At 73.0% G+C, this 15,184-nt stretch carries 10 protein-coding genes; 4 read left to right on the top strand and 6 right to left on the bottom strand.

The features are described 5' to 3' along the window. The first annotated feature begins 59 nt into the window (after positions 1–59). Positions 60–3,377: a S8 family serine peptidase gene (locus tag EF918_RS08300; RefSeq protein WP_125643192.1), complete on the top strand. Its 3,318-nt coding sequence runs from the start codon at positions 60–62 to the stop codon at positions 3,375–3,377. 80 nt (positions 3,378–3,457) lie between these two features. On the opposite strand, the gene EF918_RS08295 is transcribed toward EF918_RS08300, so the two are convergent. Continuing rightward, complete coding sequence (locus EF918_RS08295; RefSeq protein WP_125643188.1) at positions 3,458–4,939, bottom strand: M28 family metallopeptidase; 1,482 nt, start codon at positions 4,937–4,939, stop codon at positions 3,458–3,460. A 261-nt stretch (positions 4,940–5,200) separates the two neighbouring features. On the opposite strand from EF918_RS08295, the gene EF918_RS08290 reads away from it, so the two are divergent. Next, a complete protein-coding gene (locus tag EF918_RS08290) occupies positions 5,201–6,232 on the top strand; it encodes an aspartate-semialdehyde dehydrogenase (RefSeq protein WP_125643185.1) in 1,032 nt (343 codons plus the stop codon). A gap of 122 nt (positions 6,233–6,354) precedes the next feature. Next, positions 6,355–8,940: an aminopeptidase N gene (pepN, locus tag EF918_RS08285; protein ID WP_125643182.1), complete on the top strand. Its 2,586-nt coding sequence runs from the start codon at positions 6,355–6,357 to the stop codon at positions 8,938–8,940. Positions 8,941–8,969: 29 nt separating this feature from the next. On the opposite strand, the gene EF918_RS08280 is transcribed toward pepN, so the two are convergent. From EF918_RS08280 to EF918_RS08270, 3 genes are read right to left on the bottom strand one after another with little or no spacing between them, the layout of a single operon-like run. After that, positions 8,970–9,932 (bottom strand): LysR family transcriptional regulator, encoded by a 963-nt coding sequence (locus tag EF918_RS08280; RefSeq protein ID WP_125643179.1) that lies wholly within the window; start codon positions 9,930–9,932, stop codon positions 8,970–8,972. 10 nt (positions 9,933–9,942) lie between these two features. Then, entirely contained in the window at positions 9,943–10,881 is a 939-nt protein-coding gene (locus EF918_RS08275) for a DMT family transporter (protein ID WP_260609977.1), read from the bottom strand. A 37-nt stretch (positions 10,882–10,918) separates the two neighbouring features. Beyond that, positions 10,919–11,848: an EamA family transporter gene (locus EF918_RS08270; RefSeq protein ID WP_125643173.1), complete on the bottom strand. Its 930-nt coding sequence runs from the start codon at positions 11,846–11,848 to the stop codon at positions 10,919–10,921. Between the two features lie 109 nt (positions 11,849–11,957). Between EF918_RS08270 and EF918_RS08265 the strand changes: the two genes are divergently transcribed. Further along, the gene (locus EF918_RS08265) at positions 11,958–12,476 is read left to right on the top strand and encodes a MarR family winged helix-turn-helix transcriptional regulator (RefSeq protein WP_125643170.1); all 519 of its coding nucleotides are present in this window, start codon (positions 11,958–11,960) and stop codon (positions 12,474–12,476) included. A gap of 81 nt (positions 12,477–12,557) precedes the next feature. Here the strand turns inward: EF918_RS08265 and EF918_RS08260 are convergent, their stop codons facing one another. Continuing rightward, positions 12,558–12,791 (bottom strand): hypothetical protein, encoded by a 234-nt coding sequence (locus EF918_RS08260; RefSeq protein ID WP_125643167.1) that lies wholly within the window; start codon positions 12,789–12,791, stop codon positions 12,558–12,560. A 92-nt stretch (positions 12,792–12,883) separates the two neighbouring features. Next, a complete protein-coding gene (gene malQ / locus EF918_RS08255; RefSeq protein WP_125643164.1) occupies positions 12,884–14,929 on the bottom strand; it encodes a 4-alpha-glucanotransferase in 2,046 nt (681 codons plus the stop codon). Positions 14,930–15,184 lie beyond the last annotated feature (255 nt).

Below are 15,184 nucleotides of genomic sequence, written 5' to 3'. Positions count from 1 at the left end.
GCTGACCGGTCATCCGGCACCGAAATCCGGACCGTTTCTTCCACTTCACAGGGATGCTGATGACCCTCGAATCCCCCAGCTCCATACCCGGGGCCCGACGCGCCGCGCGCGTCGCCGCGGCCGCGGGCCTGGTCGCCGCGCTCGTCGCAGCCGGCGCCGCGCCCGCGTTCGCGGTGACCGGCGCCGACGACCCGGGCTCGACCGCCCCGGTCAAGTCCGCCGACAAGAAGCTCGGTTCGGCCGACGTCGAACTGCTCCAGCAGGCGCAGGCCAAGGGCGAGAAGACCGTCACCGTGATGGTGGCCACCGCCCCCGGCCAGACGAAGCAGGTCGCCGACCAGCTCGGCAAGGTCCAGGGCGGCTCGGTCGGCAAGACGTACGACGACCTCGGTTACGTCCGCGCCACCCTGCCCACCGACAAGGCGGAGGGCGCCCTCAAGGCCGCCGCCAAGCTCGACTCGGTGCACGGCATGGACCTGCGCCACGAGATCCAGCTGCCCGACCCGCGCCCCGACGCCGACCGCGAGACGGGGACGGTCAAGAAGACGGCCGCCGAGAGCTACGCGGCGCCGGACAAGAACACCCCGGCGAAGAACCCGTACAACCCGTCCTTCGAGACGGGCGCGGTGGACTTCGTGCAGCACAACCCGCAGGCCGACGGCCGCGGGGTGACCATCGGCATCCTCGACTCCGGTGTCGACCTGGGCCACCCGGCCCTGCAGAAGACCACCACCGGCGAGCGCAAGATCGTCGACTGGGTGACCGCGACCGACCCGATCACCGACAGCGACGCCACCTGGCGTCCGCAGGTGACCCCGGTCAGCGGCGGCGAGTTCACCGTCGGCGGCCGCACCTGGAAGGCGCCCGCGGGCTCGTTCCAGTGGAGCCGCTTCAGCGAGTCGATCACCGCCACCGGTGACATGGCCGGTGACGTCAACCGCGACGGCGACAAGACCGACCAGTTCGGCCTGCTGTACGACCCGGCGGCCGGCACCGTCCGCGTCGACACCGACCAGGACGGCGACTTCACCAACAACGAGCCGATGAAGCCGTACAAGGACGGCTACCAGATCGGCTACTTCGGCACGGACAACCCGGCGACCGACGTCGCCGAGCGCATCCCGTTCGTGATCGAGATCCGCAAGGACGTCCCGATGGACCCGTACGGCGGGGACTGGGTCGGCAAGAAGGCCGACTTCGTCAACGTCGGCATCATCGAGTCCGAGCACGGCACCCACGTCGCCGGCATCACCTCCGCCAACGGCCTGTTCGGCGGCACGATGAACGGCGCCGCCCCCGGCGCGAAGATCGTCTCCTCGCGCGCCTGCTCCTGGAGCGGCGGCTGCACCAACGTGGCGCTGACCGAGGGCATGATCGACCTCGTCGTCAACCGCGGGGTGGACATCGTCAACATGTCCATCGGCGGTCTGCCGGCGCTGAACGACGGCAACAACGCCCGCGCCGAGCTCTACACCAACCTGATCGACAAGTACGGCGTCCAGCTGGTGATCTCCGCGGGCAACTCCGGCCCCGGCCTGAACACCATCGGTGACCCCGGCCTCGCCGACAAGGTCATCAGCGTGGGCGCGTCGATCTCCAAGGAGACCTGGGCCGCCAACTACGGCTCCGGCGTCACCAAGGCGTACGACATGTTCCCCTTCTCCTCGCGCGGTCCGCGTGAGGACGGCGGCATGACGCCGACCCTGACCGCCCCCGGTGCGGCGATCAACACCATCCAGACCTGGCTGCCCGGCGCTCCCGTCAAGGAGTCCGGCTACACCCTGCCCGCCGGCTACGGCATGCTCCAGGGCACCTCGATGGCCTCGCCGCAGGCGGCGGGCGCCAGCGCCCTGCTGCTGTCGGCCGCCAAGCAGGCCGGCGTCAAGCTGGACCCGGCCGGTCTGCGCACGGCGCTCACCAGCACCGCCAAGAAGATCGACGACGTCCCGGCGCACGCCCAGGGCGCGGGCCTGATCGACATCGTGGCGGCCTGGGAGTCGATCCAGCGCGGCGCCAAGGCCAACGACTACACCGTCAAGGCTCCGGTCGACACCGCGCTCGACCAGTTCCTGAAGACCCCGGGCTTCGGCACCGGCGTCTACGACCGTGAGGGCGGCCTGAAGGTCGGCCAGAAGAAGACGTACAACGTCGTGGTCACCCGCACCTCGGGCGTGAAGTACGGCACCCGCCACAACCTGAGCCTGCGCAACAACGACGGCACGTTCAAGATCCTCGGCGGCTACGACTACGCCACGCTGCCGCTGAACAAGCCGGTCACCATCAAGATCGAGGCCCAGGCCAAGACGGCCGGCGTGCACAGCGCGATCCTGGAGCTGGACGACGAGTCCACCGAGGGCGTCGACAAGCAGATCCTGTCGACCGTCGTCGTCTCCGCCCCGCTGGCGCAGCCCTCGTACGCCGTCTCGCAGTCCGGCTCGGTGCAGCGCAACAGCCACCGCTCCTACTACGTGACGGTGCCGCAGGGCGCCAAGGCCCTCGAGGTCTCGCTGGGCGACCTCGCGGCCGGCAGCCAGACCCGCTTCATCGCGATCCACCCGTACGGCACGCCCGTCGAGAACACCGCGACGACCATGTGCTACCCGAACTACGACAACCCGGCCAACACCTGCCGCCCCGACCTGCGCTCGTACGCGAACCCGCAGCCGGGCGTCTGGGAGATCGAGGTCGAGGCCCGTCGTACGTCGCCGCTGCTGGACAACCCGTACAAGCTGGACGTCACCCTCCTCGGCGCGGCCTTCGACCCGGCGGTCAAGGTCCTGCCCGAGGTGAAGCAGGGCACCCCGGCCCCGGTCCAGTGGACGGTCAAGAACCAGGCCGCGGCCATCACCGGCGGCAAGCTCCAGGGCGGTGCGCTCGGCTCCGCCAAGGTCGCCAAGCCCACCATCGCCAACGGTGAGACCCAGACCTCCACGGTCACCATCGGGGCGGGCGTCTCCCGTCTGGACGTCGCCATCGGCGGCACCTCCGACGCCGGCGCCGACCTCGACCTGGAGGTCTACAAGGACGGCGTCAAGGTCGGCTCCTCGGCCGACGGCGACTCCGAGGAGGCCGTGACCCTGGCCAACCCGGCCGCCGGTACCTACACCGTCAAGGTGATCGGCTACGCGGTCCCGGCCGGCAGCACCACCTACGACTACCGCGACGTGTACTTCTCCTCGGCCCTCGGCTCCGTCCAGGTGGACGAGTCGGCCGCGGTGAACCTCGCCAGCGGTGGTTCGGCGACGGTCTCGGCCAACGTGCTCGTCAGCTCCGCCGCTCCGGAGGGCCGCCAGTTCTTCGGCCAGCTCCAGCTGCTGAGCGGCCGCGGCACCCCCGCCGGCACCGCCAGCGTCCAGATCGAGAAGGTCACCCCGTAACACGGTGACGGTATGACGGAAGGGGCCGGTGCTCGTCGAGCACCGGCCCCTTTCGCGTTCCCGCGGGGTTCCTCGCGGGACTACTTGCCGAGCGAGCTCAGGTCCTGGGCGTAGGTGCCCACCGCGTGCGCGATGACGTCGACGTTGGTGTCGAAGACCTTGAGGTCGATGTTCTTCAGGGTGTCGCCCGCACCGTGGTAGTTCGGGTCGTACGGGGCGCCGGCCGTGCCGCCGTGGCGCGCGGCCTGCTCCGGGGTCTTGATGCCCTCGGCGCCGGTGAAGGTGCCGCCGGCCGGGATGCCGTGGGCGATGAACGGGCCGTAGTCGGAGCGGCCGTCGAAGTCGCTGCCCTCGTGCGGCTTGCCCTTGCGGTCGAGGAAGCCGTTGATCAGCGCCTCGATCTGCGCCGAGCCGGCCGGGCCGGCGCCCGCGCCCTGCCGGTCGGAGTCGTCGCCGTCGTAGACGAACTGCACCGGGTTGGGCGAGGCGATCATGTCGAAGTTCAGGTAGAGCGCGATGTCCTTCTTCTGCCGCTCCGAGAGCTGGGCGACGTAGTGCTCGGAACCGAGCAGGCCCAGCTCCTCCGCGGACCACCAGGCGAAGCGGACCTTGTTCGCGGGCTGCCTGCCCTTGCCGCGGGTCTCCTCGGCCAGCTTCAGGGCGACCTCCAGCAGGCCGGCCGAGCCCGAGCCGTTGTCGTTGATGCCGGGCCCCTCGGCGACCGAGTCCAGGTGGGCGCCGACGGTGACCACGCGGTCGGCGCGGCCCCCGCGGGTCTCGGCGATCACGTTGCGGGTGGTCCGCTTCACGTGCTCCTGGTCGAGGTCGAGGCGGACCGTCACCTCGCCCCGGGCGGCGGCCGCGGTCAGGGCCTCGCCGTCGGCGAGGGTGATCCCGGCGCTGGGGATCACCCCGTCGGCGGGGGAGGAGAAGCCGCCGCGCACCGGGGTGGTGCCGCTGTGGTTGTAGACGATCACGGCGACGGCGCCGGCCGCGGCGGCGGCCTTCTGCTTCTCCGCGAAGGTGCAGGCGCCCCGCTTGACCAGGGCGATGCGGCCGGTGAAAGCGCCGGCCGGGTAGTCGGCGGCGTCGCAGCCGGGGGTCTCGTCGACCCGGGCGAGCGCGATCGGGGCGGTCAGGCCGCCCGCCGGGGTGGAGGGGGTGAAGGTGAAGGCGGCCGTCGCCAGCTCCCGCTGCTCCGGGGCGAGGACGGTGGCCTTCTCGGTCTTCGTGCGGGCCTCGTAGATGTCGAAGTCCTGGTACGCGACCTGGTAGCCGGCCTTCTTCAGGGTGTCGTGGACGTAGCGGGCGGAGGCGTCGTGGCCGGGGGTGCCCGCGGCGCGGTTGCCCCCGTTGGCGTCGGCTATCTGCTGGAACTTCGCCAGGTGGCGGTAGGCGCCCTTGCCGGACGCCTCCTCGACCAGCTCCTTGGCCAGCCGGCCGTCGGGACGGGAGTGCGCCTGGGCCGGGCCCGCGGCGAGCAGGACGGGCGCCAGGGTGGCGGCGGTGGCGGTGGCGGCGAGGGCCGCGAGGGTGCGGTGGCGGTGGCGGTGGGTGCGCACGGTGGATCCCCCCAGAACGGGTCGTATCGGTGGTCGGACGCCGCGGTCCGGATCACGGTCCGCGACAGAACGGACCGTAATGACTTTCCGCAGGTCAAACCGCCCGTTCGGGGGTGTGCAACACAGCCGCCACAGACACGTCACGGGGGTACACACTCCCGCCACCGTCCGTTCCTCGGACAATGGATTGGACAAGCCGTGTGGGGTCGAACGCATGATGGGCTCACGCGCGCCCGCGTCGCATCGGAAGAAGGAGTCACCGTGAGGGTCGGAATCGTCGGAGCCACCGGACAGGTCGGCGGAGTCATGCGCAGCATCCTCGCCGAGCGCGCCTTCCCGGTGGACGAGCTGCGACTGTTCGCCTCGGCCCGGTCGGCCGGCTCCACCCTGGAGTGGCAGGGCCGGGAGATCACCGTCGAGGACGCCGCCACGGCCGACTACACCGGCCTGGACATCGTGCTGTTCTCGGCCGGCGGCGCGACCTCCCGGGCGCTGGCGGAGAAGGTCGCCTCGCAGGGCGCCGTGGTGATCGACAACTCCTCCGCCTGGCGCAGCCACCCCGAGGTCCCGCTCGTGGTCTCCGAGGTCAACCCGCACGCGGTCAAGGACCGCCCCAAGGGCATCATCGCCAACCCGAACTGCACCACCATGGCCGCCATGCCGGTGCTGCGCCCGCTGCACCAGGAGGCCGGCCTGACCGCCCTGGTCGCCACCACCTACCAGGCCGTCTCCGGCTCGGGCCTGGCCGGTGTGGCCGAGCTCAAGGGCCAGGCGTGCGCGCTCGCCGAGGCCGCCGACCAGCTCACCTTCGACGGTGAGGCGCTCGACTTCCCCGAGCCGCAGGTCTACAAGCGTCCGATCGCCTTCAACGTGGTGCCGCTCGCGGGCAACCTGGTCGACGACGGCTCCTTCGAGACCGACGAGGAGCAGAAGCTCCGCAACGAGTCCCGCAAGATCCTGGAGATCCCGGACCTGAAGGTCTCCGGCACCTGTGTGCGCGTGCCGGTCTTCGCCGGCCACTCCCTCCAGGTCAACGCCCGCTTCGCCCGTCCGATCAGCGTCGAGCGCGCCTACGAGCTGCTGGCCGACGCCCCCGGCGTGCTGCTCTCGGAGATCCCGACCCCGCTCCAGGCGGCCGGCAAGGACGCCTCCTACGTGGGCCGCATCCGCGCCGACGAGACCGTGGACAACGGCCTGGCGCTCTTCCTCTCCAACGACAACCTGCGCAAGGGCGCCGCGCTGAACGCCGTGCAGATCGCCGAGCTGGTGGCCGAGGAGCTCGGCCGCGGCTGATCCCCGACCGATCCCCCGACCGATCTGCGGGCCGCACGGGAGGGCCCCCGTAATGGGGTGCCCTCCCGTCCGCTATGCGTGCAAGGATGGCCGCGACCGTCACCATCGAAGGAGATGAACGCGTGCCTGGCACGAACCTGACCCGTGAAGAGGCTCAGCAGCGGGCGAAGCTGCTCACCGTCGACGCCTACGAGATCGACCTCGATCTGAGCGGCGCGCAGGAGGGCGGCACGTACCGCTCCGTGACGACGGTGCGCTTCCGGTCCGCCGAGGCGGACGCCGAGACCTTCATCGACCTGGTCGCGCCGGCCGTGCACGAGGTCGTCCTCAACGGCAGCTCGCTGGACGTGGCGGCGGTCTTCCGCGACTCGCGGATCGCCCTGCGCCACCTGCAGCAGGGCGCGAACGAGCTGCGGGTGGTCGCCGACTGCGCGTACACCAACACCGGCGAGGGCCTGCACCGCTTCGTCGACCCGGTCGACGACCAGGCCTACCTCTACACCCAGTTCGAGGTGCCGGACGCCCGCCGCGTCTTCGCCAACTTCGAGCAGCCCGACCTGAAGGCGACCTTCCAGTTCACCGTGAAGGCCCCCGCGGGCTGGACCGTCATCTCGAACTCGCCGACCCCGACGCCGGCCGAGGTCAAGGACGACGTGTGGGTCTTTGAGCCGACCCCGCGCATCTCGACGTACATCACCGCGCTGATCGTCGGCCCGTACCACTCGGTGCACAGCACCTACGAGGGCCCGGACGGGCAGGTCGTGCCGCTGGGCATCTACTGCCGGCCGTCGCTGGCCGAGTTCCTCGACGCGGACGCGATCTTCGAGGTCACCCGGCAGGGCTTCGACTGGTTCCAGGAGAAGTTCGCCTACGCGTACCCGTTCGCCAAGTACGACCAGCTCTTCGTGCCCGAGTTCAACGCCGGTGCGATGGAGAACGCGGGCGCGGTGACCATCCGCGACCAGTACGTCTTCCGCTCGAAGGTGACGGACGCCGCCTACGAGGTGCGCGCCGAGACCATCCTGCACGAGCTGGCCCACATGTGGTTCGGCGACCTCGTGACCATGGAGTGGTGGAACGACCTGTGGCTGAACGAGTCGTTCGCCACCTACACCTCGATCGCCTGCCAGGCCTACCACCCGGACTCGAAGTGGCCGCACGCGTGGACCACCTTCGCGAACTCCATGAAGACCTGGGCGTACCGGCAGGACCAGCTGCCGTCCACCCACCCGATCATGGCGGAGATCCGCGACCTGGACGACGTCCTGGTGAACTTCGACGGCATCACCTACGCCAAGGGCGCCTCGGTGCTCAAGCAGCTGGTGGCGTACGTCGGCATGGACGCGTTCTTCAAGGGCGTCCAGGCGTACTTCAAGCAGCACGCGTTCGGCAACACCCGCCTGAGCGACCTGCTGGGCGCGCTGGAGGAGACCTCCGGCCGTGACCTGGCGGCCTGGTCGAAGGCGTGGCTGGAGACGGCCGGCATCAACGTGCTGCGCCCGGAGATCGAGACCGACGCGCACGGGGTGATCACCTCGTTCAAGGTCCGACAGGAGGCCCCGGCGCTGCCGGCCGGCGCCAAGGGCGAGCCGGTGCTGCGCCCGCACCGCATCGCGATCGGCTTCTACTCCCTGGACGAGGCGGGCGGCAAGCTGCTGCGCGAGCGCCGGGTCGAGCTGGACATCGCCGCGGCCGAGCTGACGGACGTCCCCGAGCTGGTCGGCCACGCCCGCCCGGACGTGGTCCTGCTCAACGACGACGACCTGTCGTACGCCAAGGTCCGCCTGGACGCCGAGTCCCTGGCGAAGGTCACCGCGCACCTGGGCGACTTCGAGGCCTCGCTGCCGCGGGCGCTGTGCTGGGCGTCGGCGTGGGACATGACCCGCGACGGCGAGCTGGCCACGCGCGACTACCTGGCGCTGGTGCTGTCCGGGATCGCCAAGGAGACCGACATCGGCGTGGTGCAGTCCCTGCACCGCCAGGTGAAGCTGGCCCTCGACCTGTACGCCGACCCGGCGTGGCGCGGGACGGGCCTGGCGCGGTGGACGGAAGCCACGCTGGAGCACCTGCGGGCCGCCGCGCCCGGCAGCGACCACCAGCTGGCGTGGGCCCGTGCCTTCGCGGCGACGGCGCGGACGGAGGAGCAGCTCACGCTGCTCGCCGGGCTGCTGGACGGCAGCGAGACGATCGAGGGCCTGGCCGTCGACACCGAGCTGCGCTGGACCTTCCTGGAGCGGCTGGCCGCGACCGGCCGGGCCGACGAGGCGGAGATCGCGGCCGAGCTGGAGCGGGACCGGACGGCGGCGGGCGAGCGGCACGCGGCCACGGCCCGGGCGGCGCGGCCGACGGCCGAGGCCAAGGCGGCCGCGTGGGCGTCGGTGGTGGAGTCCGCGGACCTGCCGAACGCGGTGCAGGAGGCCGTGATCGGCGGCTTCGTCCAGTCCGACCAGCGGGAGCTGCTGGCGCCGTACGCGGCGAAGTACTTCGCGGCGGTCAAGGGCGTGTGGGACTCGCGCAGCCACGAGATCGCGCAGCAGATCGCGGTGGGCCTGTACCCGTCGCTGCTGGTGTCCCAGGAGACCCTGGACGCGACGGACGCGTGGCTGGCTTCGGCCGAGCCGAACGCCGCGCTGCGGCGGCTGGTGTCGGAGTCGCGCTCGGGCGTCGAGCGCGCTCTGCGCGCCCAGGCGGCCGACGCCCGGGCCTGACCCCGGGGCTCCGCCCCGGACCTCCGTCCTCAGGCGCCGGTCGGGCCGGCTTCGTCCGGCTCGACCGGCGCCTGAGGCGCTGGGGGCAGCGGTAGCTCGCGCGCAGCGGTGCGGCGCAGGGCGGTCAGGAGGGGGGCCACCGCCGGGGAGGACGCGGTGCCGGCGCGGGTGGCCGCCAGGACGTGCCGGGTCGGGCGGTCCCGGGGCAGCGCCCTCACGACGGCCCCGGCCGTCCGGGCGGCCGCCATGCGGGGGACCAGGGCGACGCCCATCCCGGCCTCGACCATCGACAGGATCGCCGTCCAGCCGGCCGCCGCATGGGCCTGCTCCGGCACGAAGCCCGCCGCCTCGCACGCCGCGCGGGTGATCTCCGACCACGGGCCGGAGCCCCCGTAGATCCACGGGTCCGAGGCCAGGTCGGACAGTCGGACCTCGGCCGCACCGGCCAGCCGGTGGCCCGGTGGCAGGGCCACGTCCAAGGGGTCGGCCACCAGCATGACCCGGCTGAAGCGCGGGTCCCGCGCGGTCGGGGCATGGGCCGCCAGGGTCAGGGCCAGGTCCACCTCCCCCGCCGCGAGCAGCGCGTAGGCCTCCGCCGCCTCGGCCTCGCGCACCCGGACCGACACCCCCGGGTGCGACCGCCGCAGCGCCACCACGGCCGGGACGACCAGGGCCGGGATCGCCGTCGGGAAGGCACCGACCCGGACCTCTCCGGCCTCTCCCTCCCGGTACCCGGCGAGTTCCGCGTCGGCCCGTTCGAGCTGGGCGAAGACCGCCTGCGCGTGCCGCAGCACCAGATGGGCGGCGTCGGTCAGCCGGACCCGCCGGCCCTGGGCCTCCAGCAGGGGGACACCGAGCTGCCTGGCCAGGTTGGTGAGCTGCTGCGAGACGGCCGAGGGCGTCATGTGCAGCGCCTCGGCCGTCGCGGTCACCGTGCCCCGGTCCGCCAGGGTCCGCAGGATCCGTAGCTTCTTGATGTCCCAGTCGGTCACGGGAGCGAACCTACCTCCGGGCTCCCAGCGTGACGCCGCCCAGGATCAGGGCCATGCAGAGGAGTTCGGTCGGTCCGGTCCGCTCGCCGAGCAGCAGGTGGCCGAGCAGGGCCACGCACACGGGCTGGAGGTAGTAGACGACCCCGGCGCGGGCCGCGCCGATCAGCGAGACCGCCTTGTTCCAGGCGAAGAAGGCGACGGCGGAGGAGAACACGCCCACGTACAGCAGCGGCCCGACCGTGCCGGCGTCCGGCTCGAAGCCGCCCTGCACCGCGAGGGAGATTCCGTAGGCCGGCGCCAGCATCAGCGCGCCCAGGACGAAGGTCGTCAGCAGGAAGACCGGGCCCTCGATCTCCTCGGGCTTGCGCCGCAGCAGTGCGCTGTACGTGGCGAACGACAGGGCGGCGCCGAACATCCACAGGTCGCCGGCGGTGAAGTCGAGGCCCAGTGAGCCGTGGCCGACCAGCAGGAGCACGCCGAACGCCGCCAGCAGGAGGCCGAAGGTACGCCGGGGGCCGAGCTTCTCGCCGCCGAGCCGGGCGTAGCCGGCCATCAGCACCGGTGAGGCCGCCATGATCATGCCCATGGTGGAGGCGGAGGTGGTCAGGCCCGCCTGGTGGACGAGGGTGTTGTAGAGGGTGACGCCGAACAGCGAGGCCAGGGTGAGGAATCCGAGGTGGCGGCGGATCAGCGCCCGCTGCCGCCAGGCCGTGCGGGCGGCGAAGGGAGCCACGGCCAGCAGGGCGATGACCCACCGCCAGAAGACGGCCTGCACGGGCGGAACGGAGTCGGCCATGTCCCGGGTGGCGACGAAGCTCCCGGACCAGACGACCGTCGCCACCAGGGCGAGGAGCACGCCGAGACCGCCCACCCGCGGGGCGCGGGGCGGAGCCGTACGGGTGGGCGGGGTCGTGGCGGCGGTCGTTCGGGCGCGGTCCAGGACGGACACGGGGGCTCCCCCTCGGGTGTGGTGGCGGGCTGGGCGACTAACGTCGCACTCCGGCATTGCCCAGGTCCATCGAAATGTTTCGACGGACATGTTCAGCTGAGCTGAACGGTTGCGGGCGCCGCGGCGGGAGCTGGCCGACCACCGTCGCCGTGAAGGCGACGGCCATGCCGAGGAGCTGGACCGGGGTGAGGGACTGCCCCAGCGCGGCCCAGCCGATCACGGCGGCGGTGAGCGGGGAGAGCGGTCCGAGCAGGGTGACCGAGGTGGCGCTCAGCCGGCCGATGCCGCGGAACCACAGCCAGTACGCGATCCCGGTGTTGATCAGCATCAGGTAGCCGTAGCCCAGGAAGGCCTTGCCGTCGAGGGCCGGCGGGGCGCCCTCCACCAGGGCCGCCACCGGGACGACGACCAGCCCGCCCGCGGTGAGCTGCCAGCCCGTCAGGGCCAGCGGACCGACACCCTCCGGGCGCCCCCACCGCTTGGTCATGACGGTGCCGGTGGCCATGGACGCGGAGGAGACGAGACCCGCGGCGATGCCGATGCCGTCGAGCCGCGCCTGGGCGGTCAGGACGACCATGCTCACGCCGAGGGCCGCGACCACCGCCGTGAGGACGGTCCGCAGGCTCGCCCGCTCCCCCAGGAGCAGCGCGGCCAGTCCGGCCACGAACAGCGGACCGGCGGAGCCGAGCACGGCCGCCACGCCGCCGGGGAGCCGGTAGGCGGTGAGGAAGAGCAGCGGGAAGAAGGCGCCGATGTTCAAGGTGCCGAGGACGGCGGACTTCCACCACCACGCGCCGGTCGGCAGGGTGCGGGCCAGGGCGGTGAGCAGCAGTCCGGCGGGCAGGGCCCGCATCACACCGGTGAACAGGGGCCGGTCCGGCGGGAGGAGTTCGGTGGCGACGGCGTAGGTCGAGCCCCACGAGACGGGCGCCAGGGCGGTCAGGGCGATGGTGCCGATGCGCTTCATGCAGTCTTCTCCCCCTCGAATTAGATCGATGGCAAGTAGCTTAGCTCTAAGTTACTTTTCGTCAAGCTGCTTTCTTGCAAGCGATCGAGGAGGGCCCGATACTTGCGCCATGACCGAGAGCAAGGGGACCGCCCCGACCGGCAGCGACGCCGTCGATGCCATCACCGCGCAGTGGTACGCCGTTCGACCGGAGCTGGACACGGCCCCGATGGCCGTCTTCGGGCGGATCTACCGGATCGGCCGGGCGATGGAGGAGCGGATGGAGCGGGCCTACGCCCCGCACGGGATCTCACGCGGCGAGTTCGACGTGATCGCCACACTGCGCCGCTCCGGTGAGCCGTACACGCTGTCGCCGCGTCAGCTCTCGGCGACGCTGATGCTCACCACGGGGGGCATGACCGGGCGGCTGGACAAGCTGGAGAAGGCCGGGCTGCTGTGCCGGCGGCCCGATCCGCACGACCGGCGGGGACTTCAGGTCACGCTGACCGAACGCGGGCTGGACGTGGTGGACGCGGCGGTGGTGGCCGGTCTCGAAGTGCAGCGGGAGGCGCTGACGGGCCTGTCCGAGGAGGAGGCCGCCACCCTGGGCGCGCTGCTGCGCAAGCTGGCGGGCGCCGTGACCGGCTGATGGCCGCCCGGGCCGCCGGCAGGCGGACATGGCAGAGCGCCGGCGGTCCTCCTGGACCGTCGGCGCTCCGGAACGGCTGGGTCAGCCCTGCTGCTTGGGCGACTTGTCGAGGACCATCACGAGACCCGCGATGACCAGGAACAGCACGATCGGCAGGGCGACGTACAGGCCGACGGTCTCGGCCACGCTGATGCCCTGGCCCGGGTCGTCGCCGTCGTCGCGCACGACCGCCAGCGCGGGAGACGTCATCAGCAGCATCATCAGCGTCGAACCGGCCGCGACGGCGCCGGCGCGCAGGGCGTTCTTCTTGTCCACGGTGCAAACGTAGCGAACGCCCGAACGAACCGCGCGCCCGGGGTGCCGTACGGGGGTCACGCCCCGGTTCACGCCCCTGTTCACACCGCCGCTCACACGCTCCGCTCCACCCCCTCCGCGACCGCCCCGAGCAGCCCCGCCGCCCGCTCGGACGCTGCCAGCGCGGCCAGCGTCAGCGGCCGTCCCGACGCGTCGGCGAGCGGCAGCCGCCAGTTGGGGTACTGGTCCCAGGTGCCCGGCAGGTTCTGCGGGCGCCGGTCGCCGACCGCGTCCGGCAGCCATACGCCGACCAGCCGGGCCGGGGTGCGCAGCAGGAACCCGTACAGGGCCCGTACGGCGGCCTCCTCGCCCTCGGTGTCCAGTCCGAGCCGCTGGAGCCCGGCCAGCCACTCGGCGGTGTCGGCGGCGTCCTCGGCCTTCTCCTGCTCCACGGGACGGGTCAGCAGGCCCAGCCGGGCCCGTAGCTCGACATGGCCGCCGGTCAGTTTGGCCGTGGTGGGCGGCAGGTCGTGGGTGGTGACGGTGGCCAGGCAGTCGGCGCGCCAGGCCTCGGGGGCCAGCGGCCGGCCGTCGCCCTCCCAGTCCCGCTCGAACCACAGCACCGAGGTGCCGAGCACCCCGCGCCGGGCCAGCGCCTGCCGCACCCGCGGCTCGACGGTGCCGAGGTCCTCGCCGATCACCACGGTCCCGGCCCGGTGCGCCTCCAGCACCAGCAGCGCGAGCATGGCCTCGCCGTCGTAGGCGACGTAGGTGCCCTCGGCGGGCGGGATGCCCTGCGGCACCCACCACAGCCGGAACAGCCCCATCACATGATCGATGCGCAGCGCCCCCGCGTGCGCGAACAGGGCGCGCAGCAGCGCCCGGTACGGGGCGTAGCCGGCGGCGGCCAGCGCGTCGGGGCGCCAGGGCGGCAGGCCCCAGTCCTGGCCGCGGGCGTTGAAGGCGTCCGGCGGGGCGCCGACCGTGGTGCCCGCGGCGTACAGCTCGGGCCGGGTCCACACGTCGGCCCCGCCGGGGTGGACGCCCACGGCGAGGTCGTGGACCAGGCCGAGGGCCATCCCGGCGTCCAGGGCGGCCCGTTGGGCGGCGGCGAGCTGCGTGTCGGTCAGCCAGGCCAGCCACCGGTGGAACTCGGCCCGGTCGGGGTCCGGCACGGCGTCCTCGGGCCAGCCGGCGGGGTCGGGGCCGTGCCGTTCGGCCAGGGCGCACCAGTCGGCGTGGGCGGCCAGGGCGGCCCCGCCGGCGACGCGGAAGCGGGCGTAGTCGGCGGCCCGGGCGGCATCGCGGGGGACGGCGTGCAGCAGTTCGAGCGCGGCGCGCTTGACCGCCCAGACGGCGTCGCGGTCGATCAGGGCGCCCTTGTCCAGGACCTCCTGGCGCAGGGCGGCGCCCTGTTCGGCGAGGGCCGCCAGCGCCGTGCGCGCGGTGCAGCGGCCGTACTCGGGGACGTCCTCGATCCGCAGGTAGACGGGGTCGGCCCAGCGGCGGGACGAGGGCCGGTAGGGCGAGGGGTCGGTGGGGGTGCCGGGGACGGCGGTGTGCAGGGGGTTGATCTGGAGGAACCCGGCGCCGTGGGTCCGGCCGGCCCAGGTGGCCAGTTCGGCGAGGTCGCCGAGGTCCCCCATGCCCCAGGAGCGGTCGGAGAGCACGGAGTAGAGCTGGACGAGCAGCCCGTGGCTGCGCCGGGGCGGGGCCGGAGCCCGGTCGGGGGCCACGATCAGCACGGCCTCGCCGCTGCGCCCGTCGGGGGTGCGGGCGTGCAGCCGGTGCACCCCGAGCGGCGGCGGCCCGGCCGGCAGCGGCCCGTCGGGGCCGGTGGTCCACCGGCCGGGCCAGGGCGCGGCGGGGACGCCGTCCTCCGGCTCCAGCCGCAGCGCGGTGCCGGGCGGCAGGGCGGCGAGGGCGGCCGGGGCGGCCGCGCCGGCCCACTGGACGAGCACCGGCGGCAGCAGCCGTGCCGCCGCGGCGGCGTCCGCGGCGGCCAGGGCGGCGGTGACCGCCTCGGGCGTGGTGGCGTCGACCCCGAGGATACCGAGCACGGTGCGGACCGTGGCCTCGGGCACCTGGACGGTGACGTCCCGGGACGGCTGGTAGGACGTGGCGACGCCGTGCAGGCCGGCGAGCCGGGCCAGATCCATCGGCAACCCCTGTCTAGTCGCCCGCGGCGACGGCGGGCGTGGTGGGCTCGCTCGTCAACGGTGGCTCGTCGAGGAGCGGCGGCTCGCTGGTCAGCGGCGCATGAGCGATATCGGCAACCGGAGCCCCACCCGTGAGCCCCCCACGCCGCTGCCCGGGCACGCCGATCATCCCGACCCGGCGGGAAGGCGTCGGGGCCGGGGAACGCGTCGGGGCCGAGGATCCGGTCGGGGCCGGCGGGTCGGCGGGGCCCGGGG

The sequence above is a fragment of the Streptomyces sp. WAC06614 genome (assembly GCF_003949795.1).
Taxonomy (GTDB): domain Bacteria; phylum Actinomycetota; class Actinomycetes; order Streptomycetales; family Streptomycetaceae; genus Streptomyces.
Note: the sequence above shows the minus strand (reverse complement) of the source record. Positions and strands in the feature narration are given on the sequence as shown.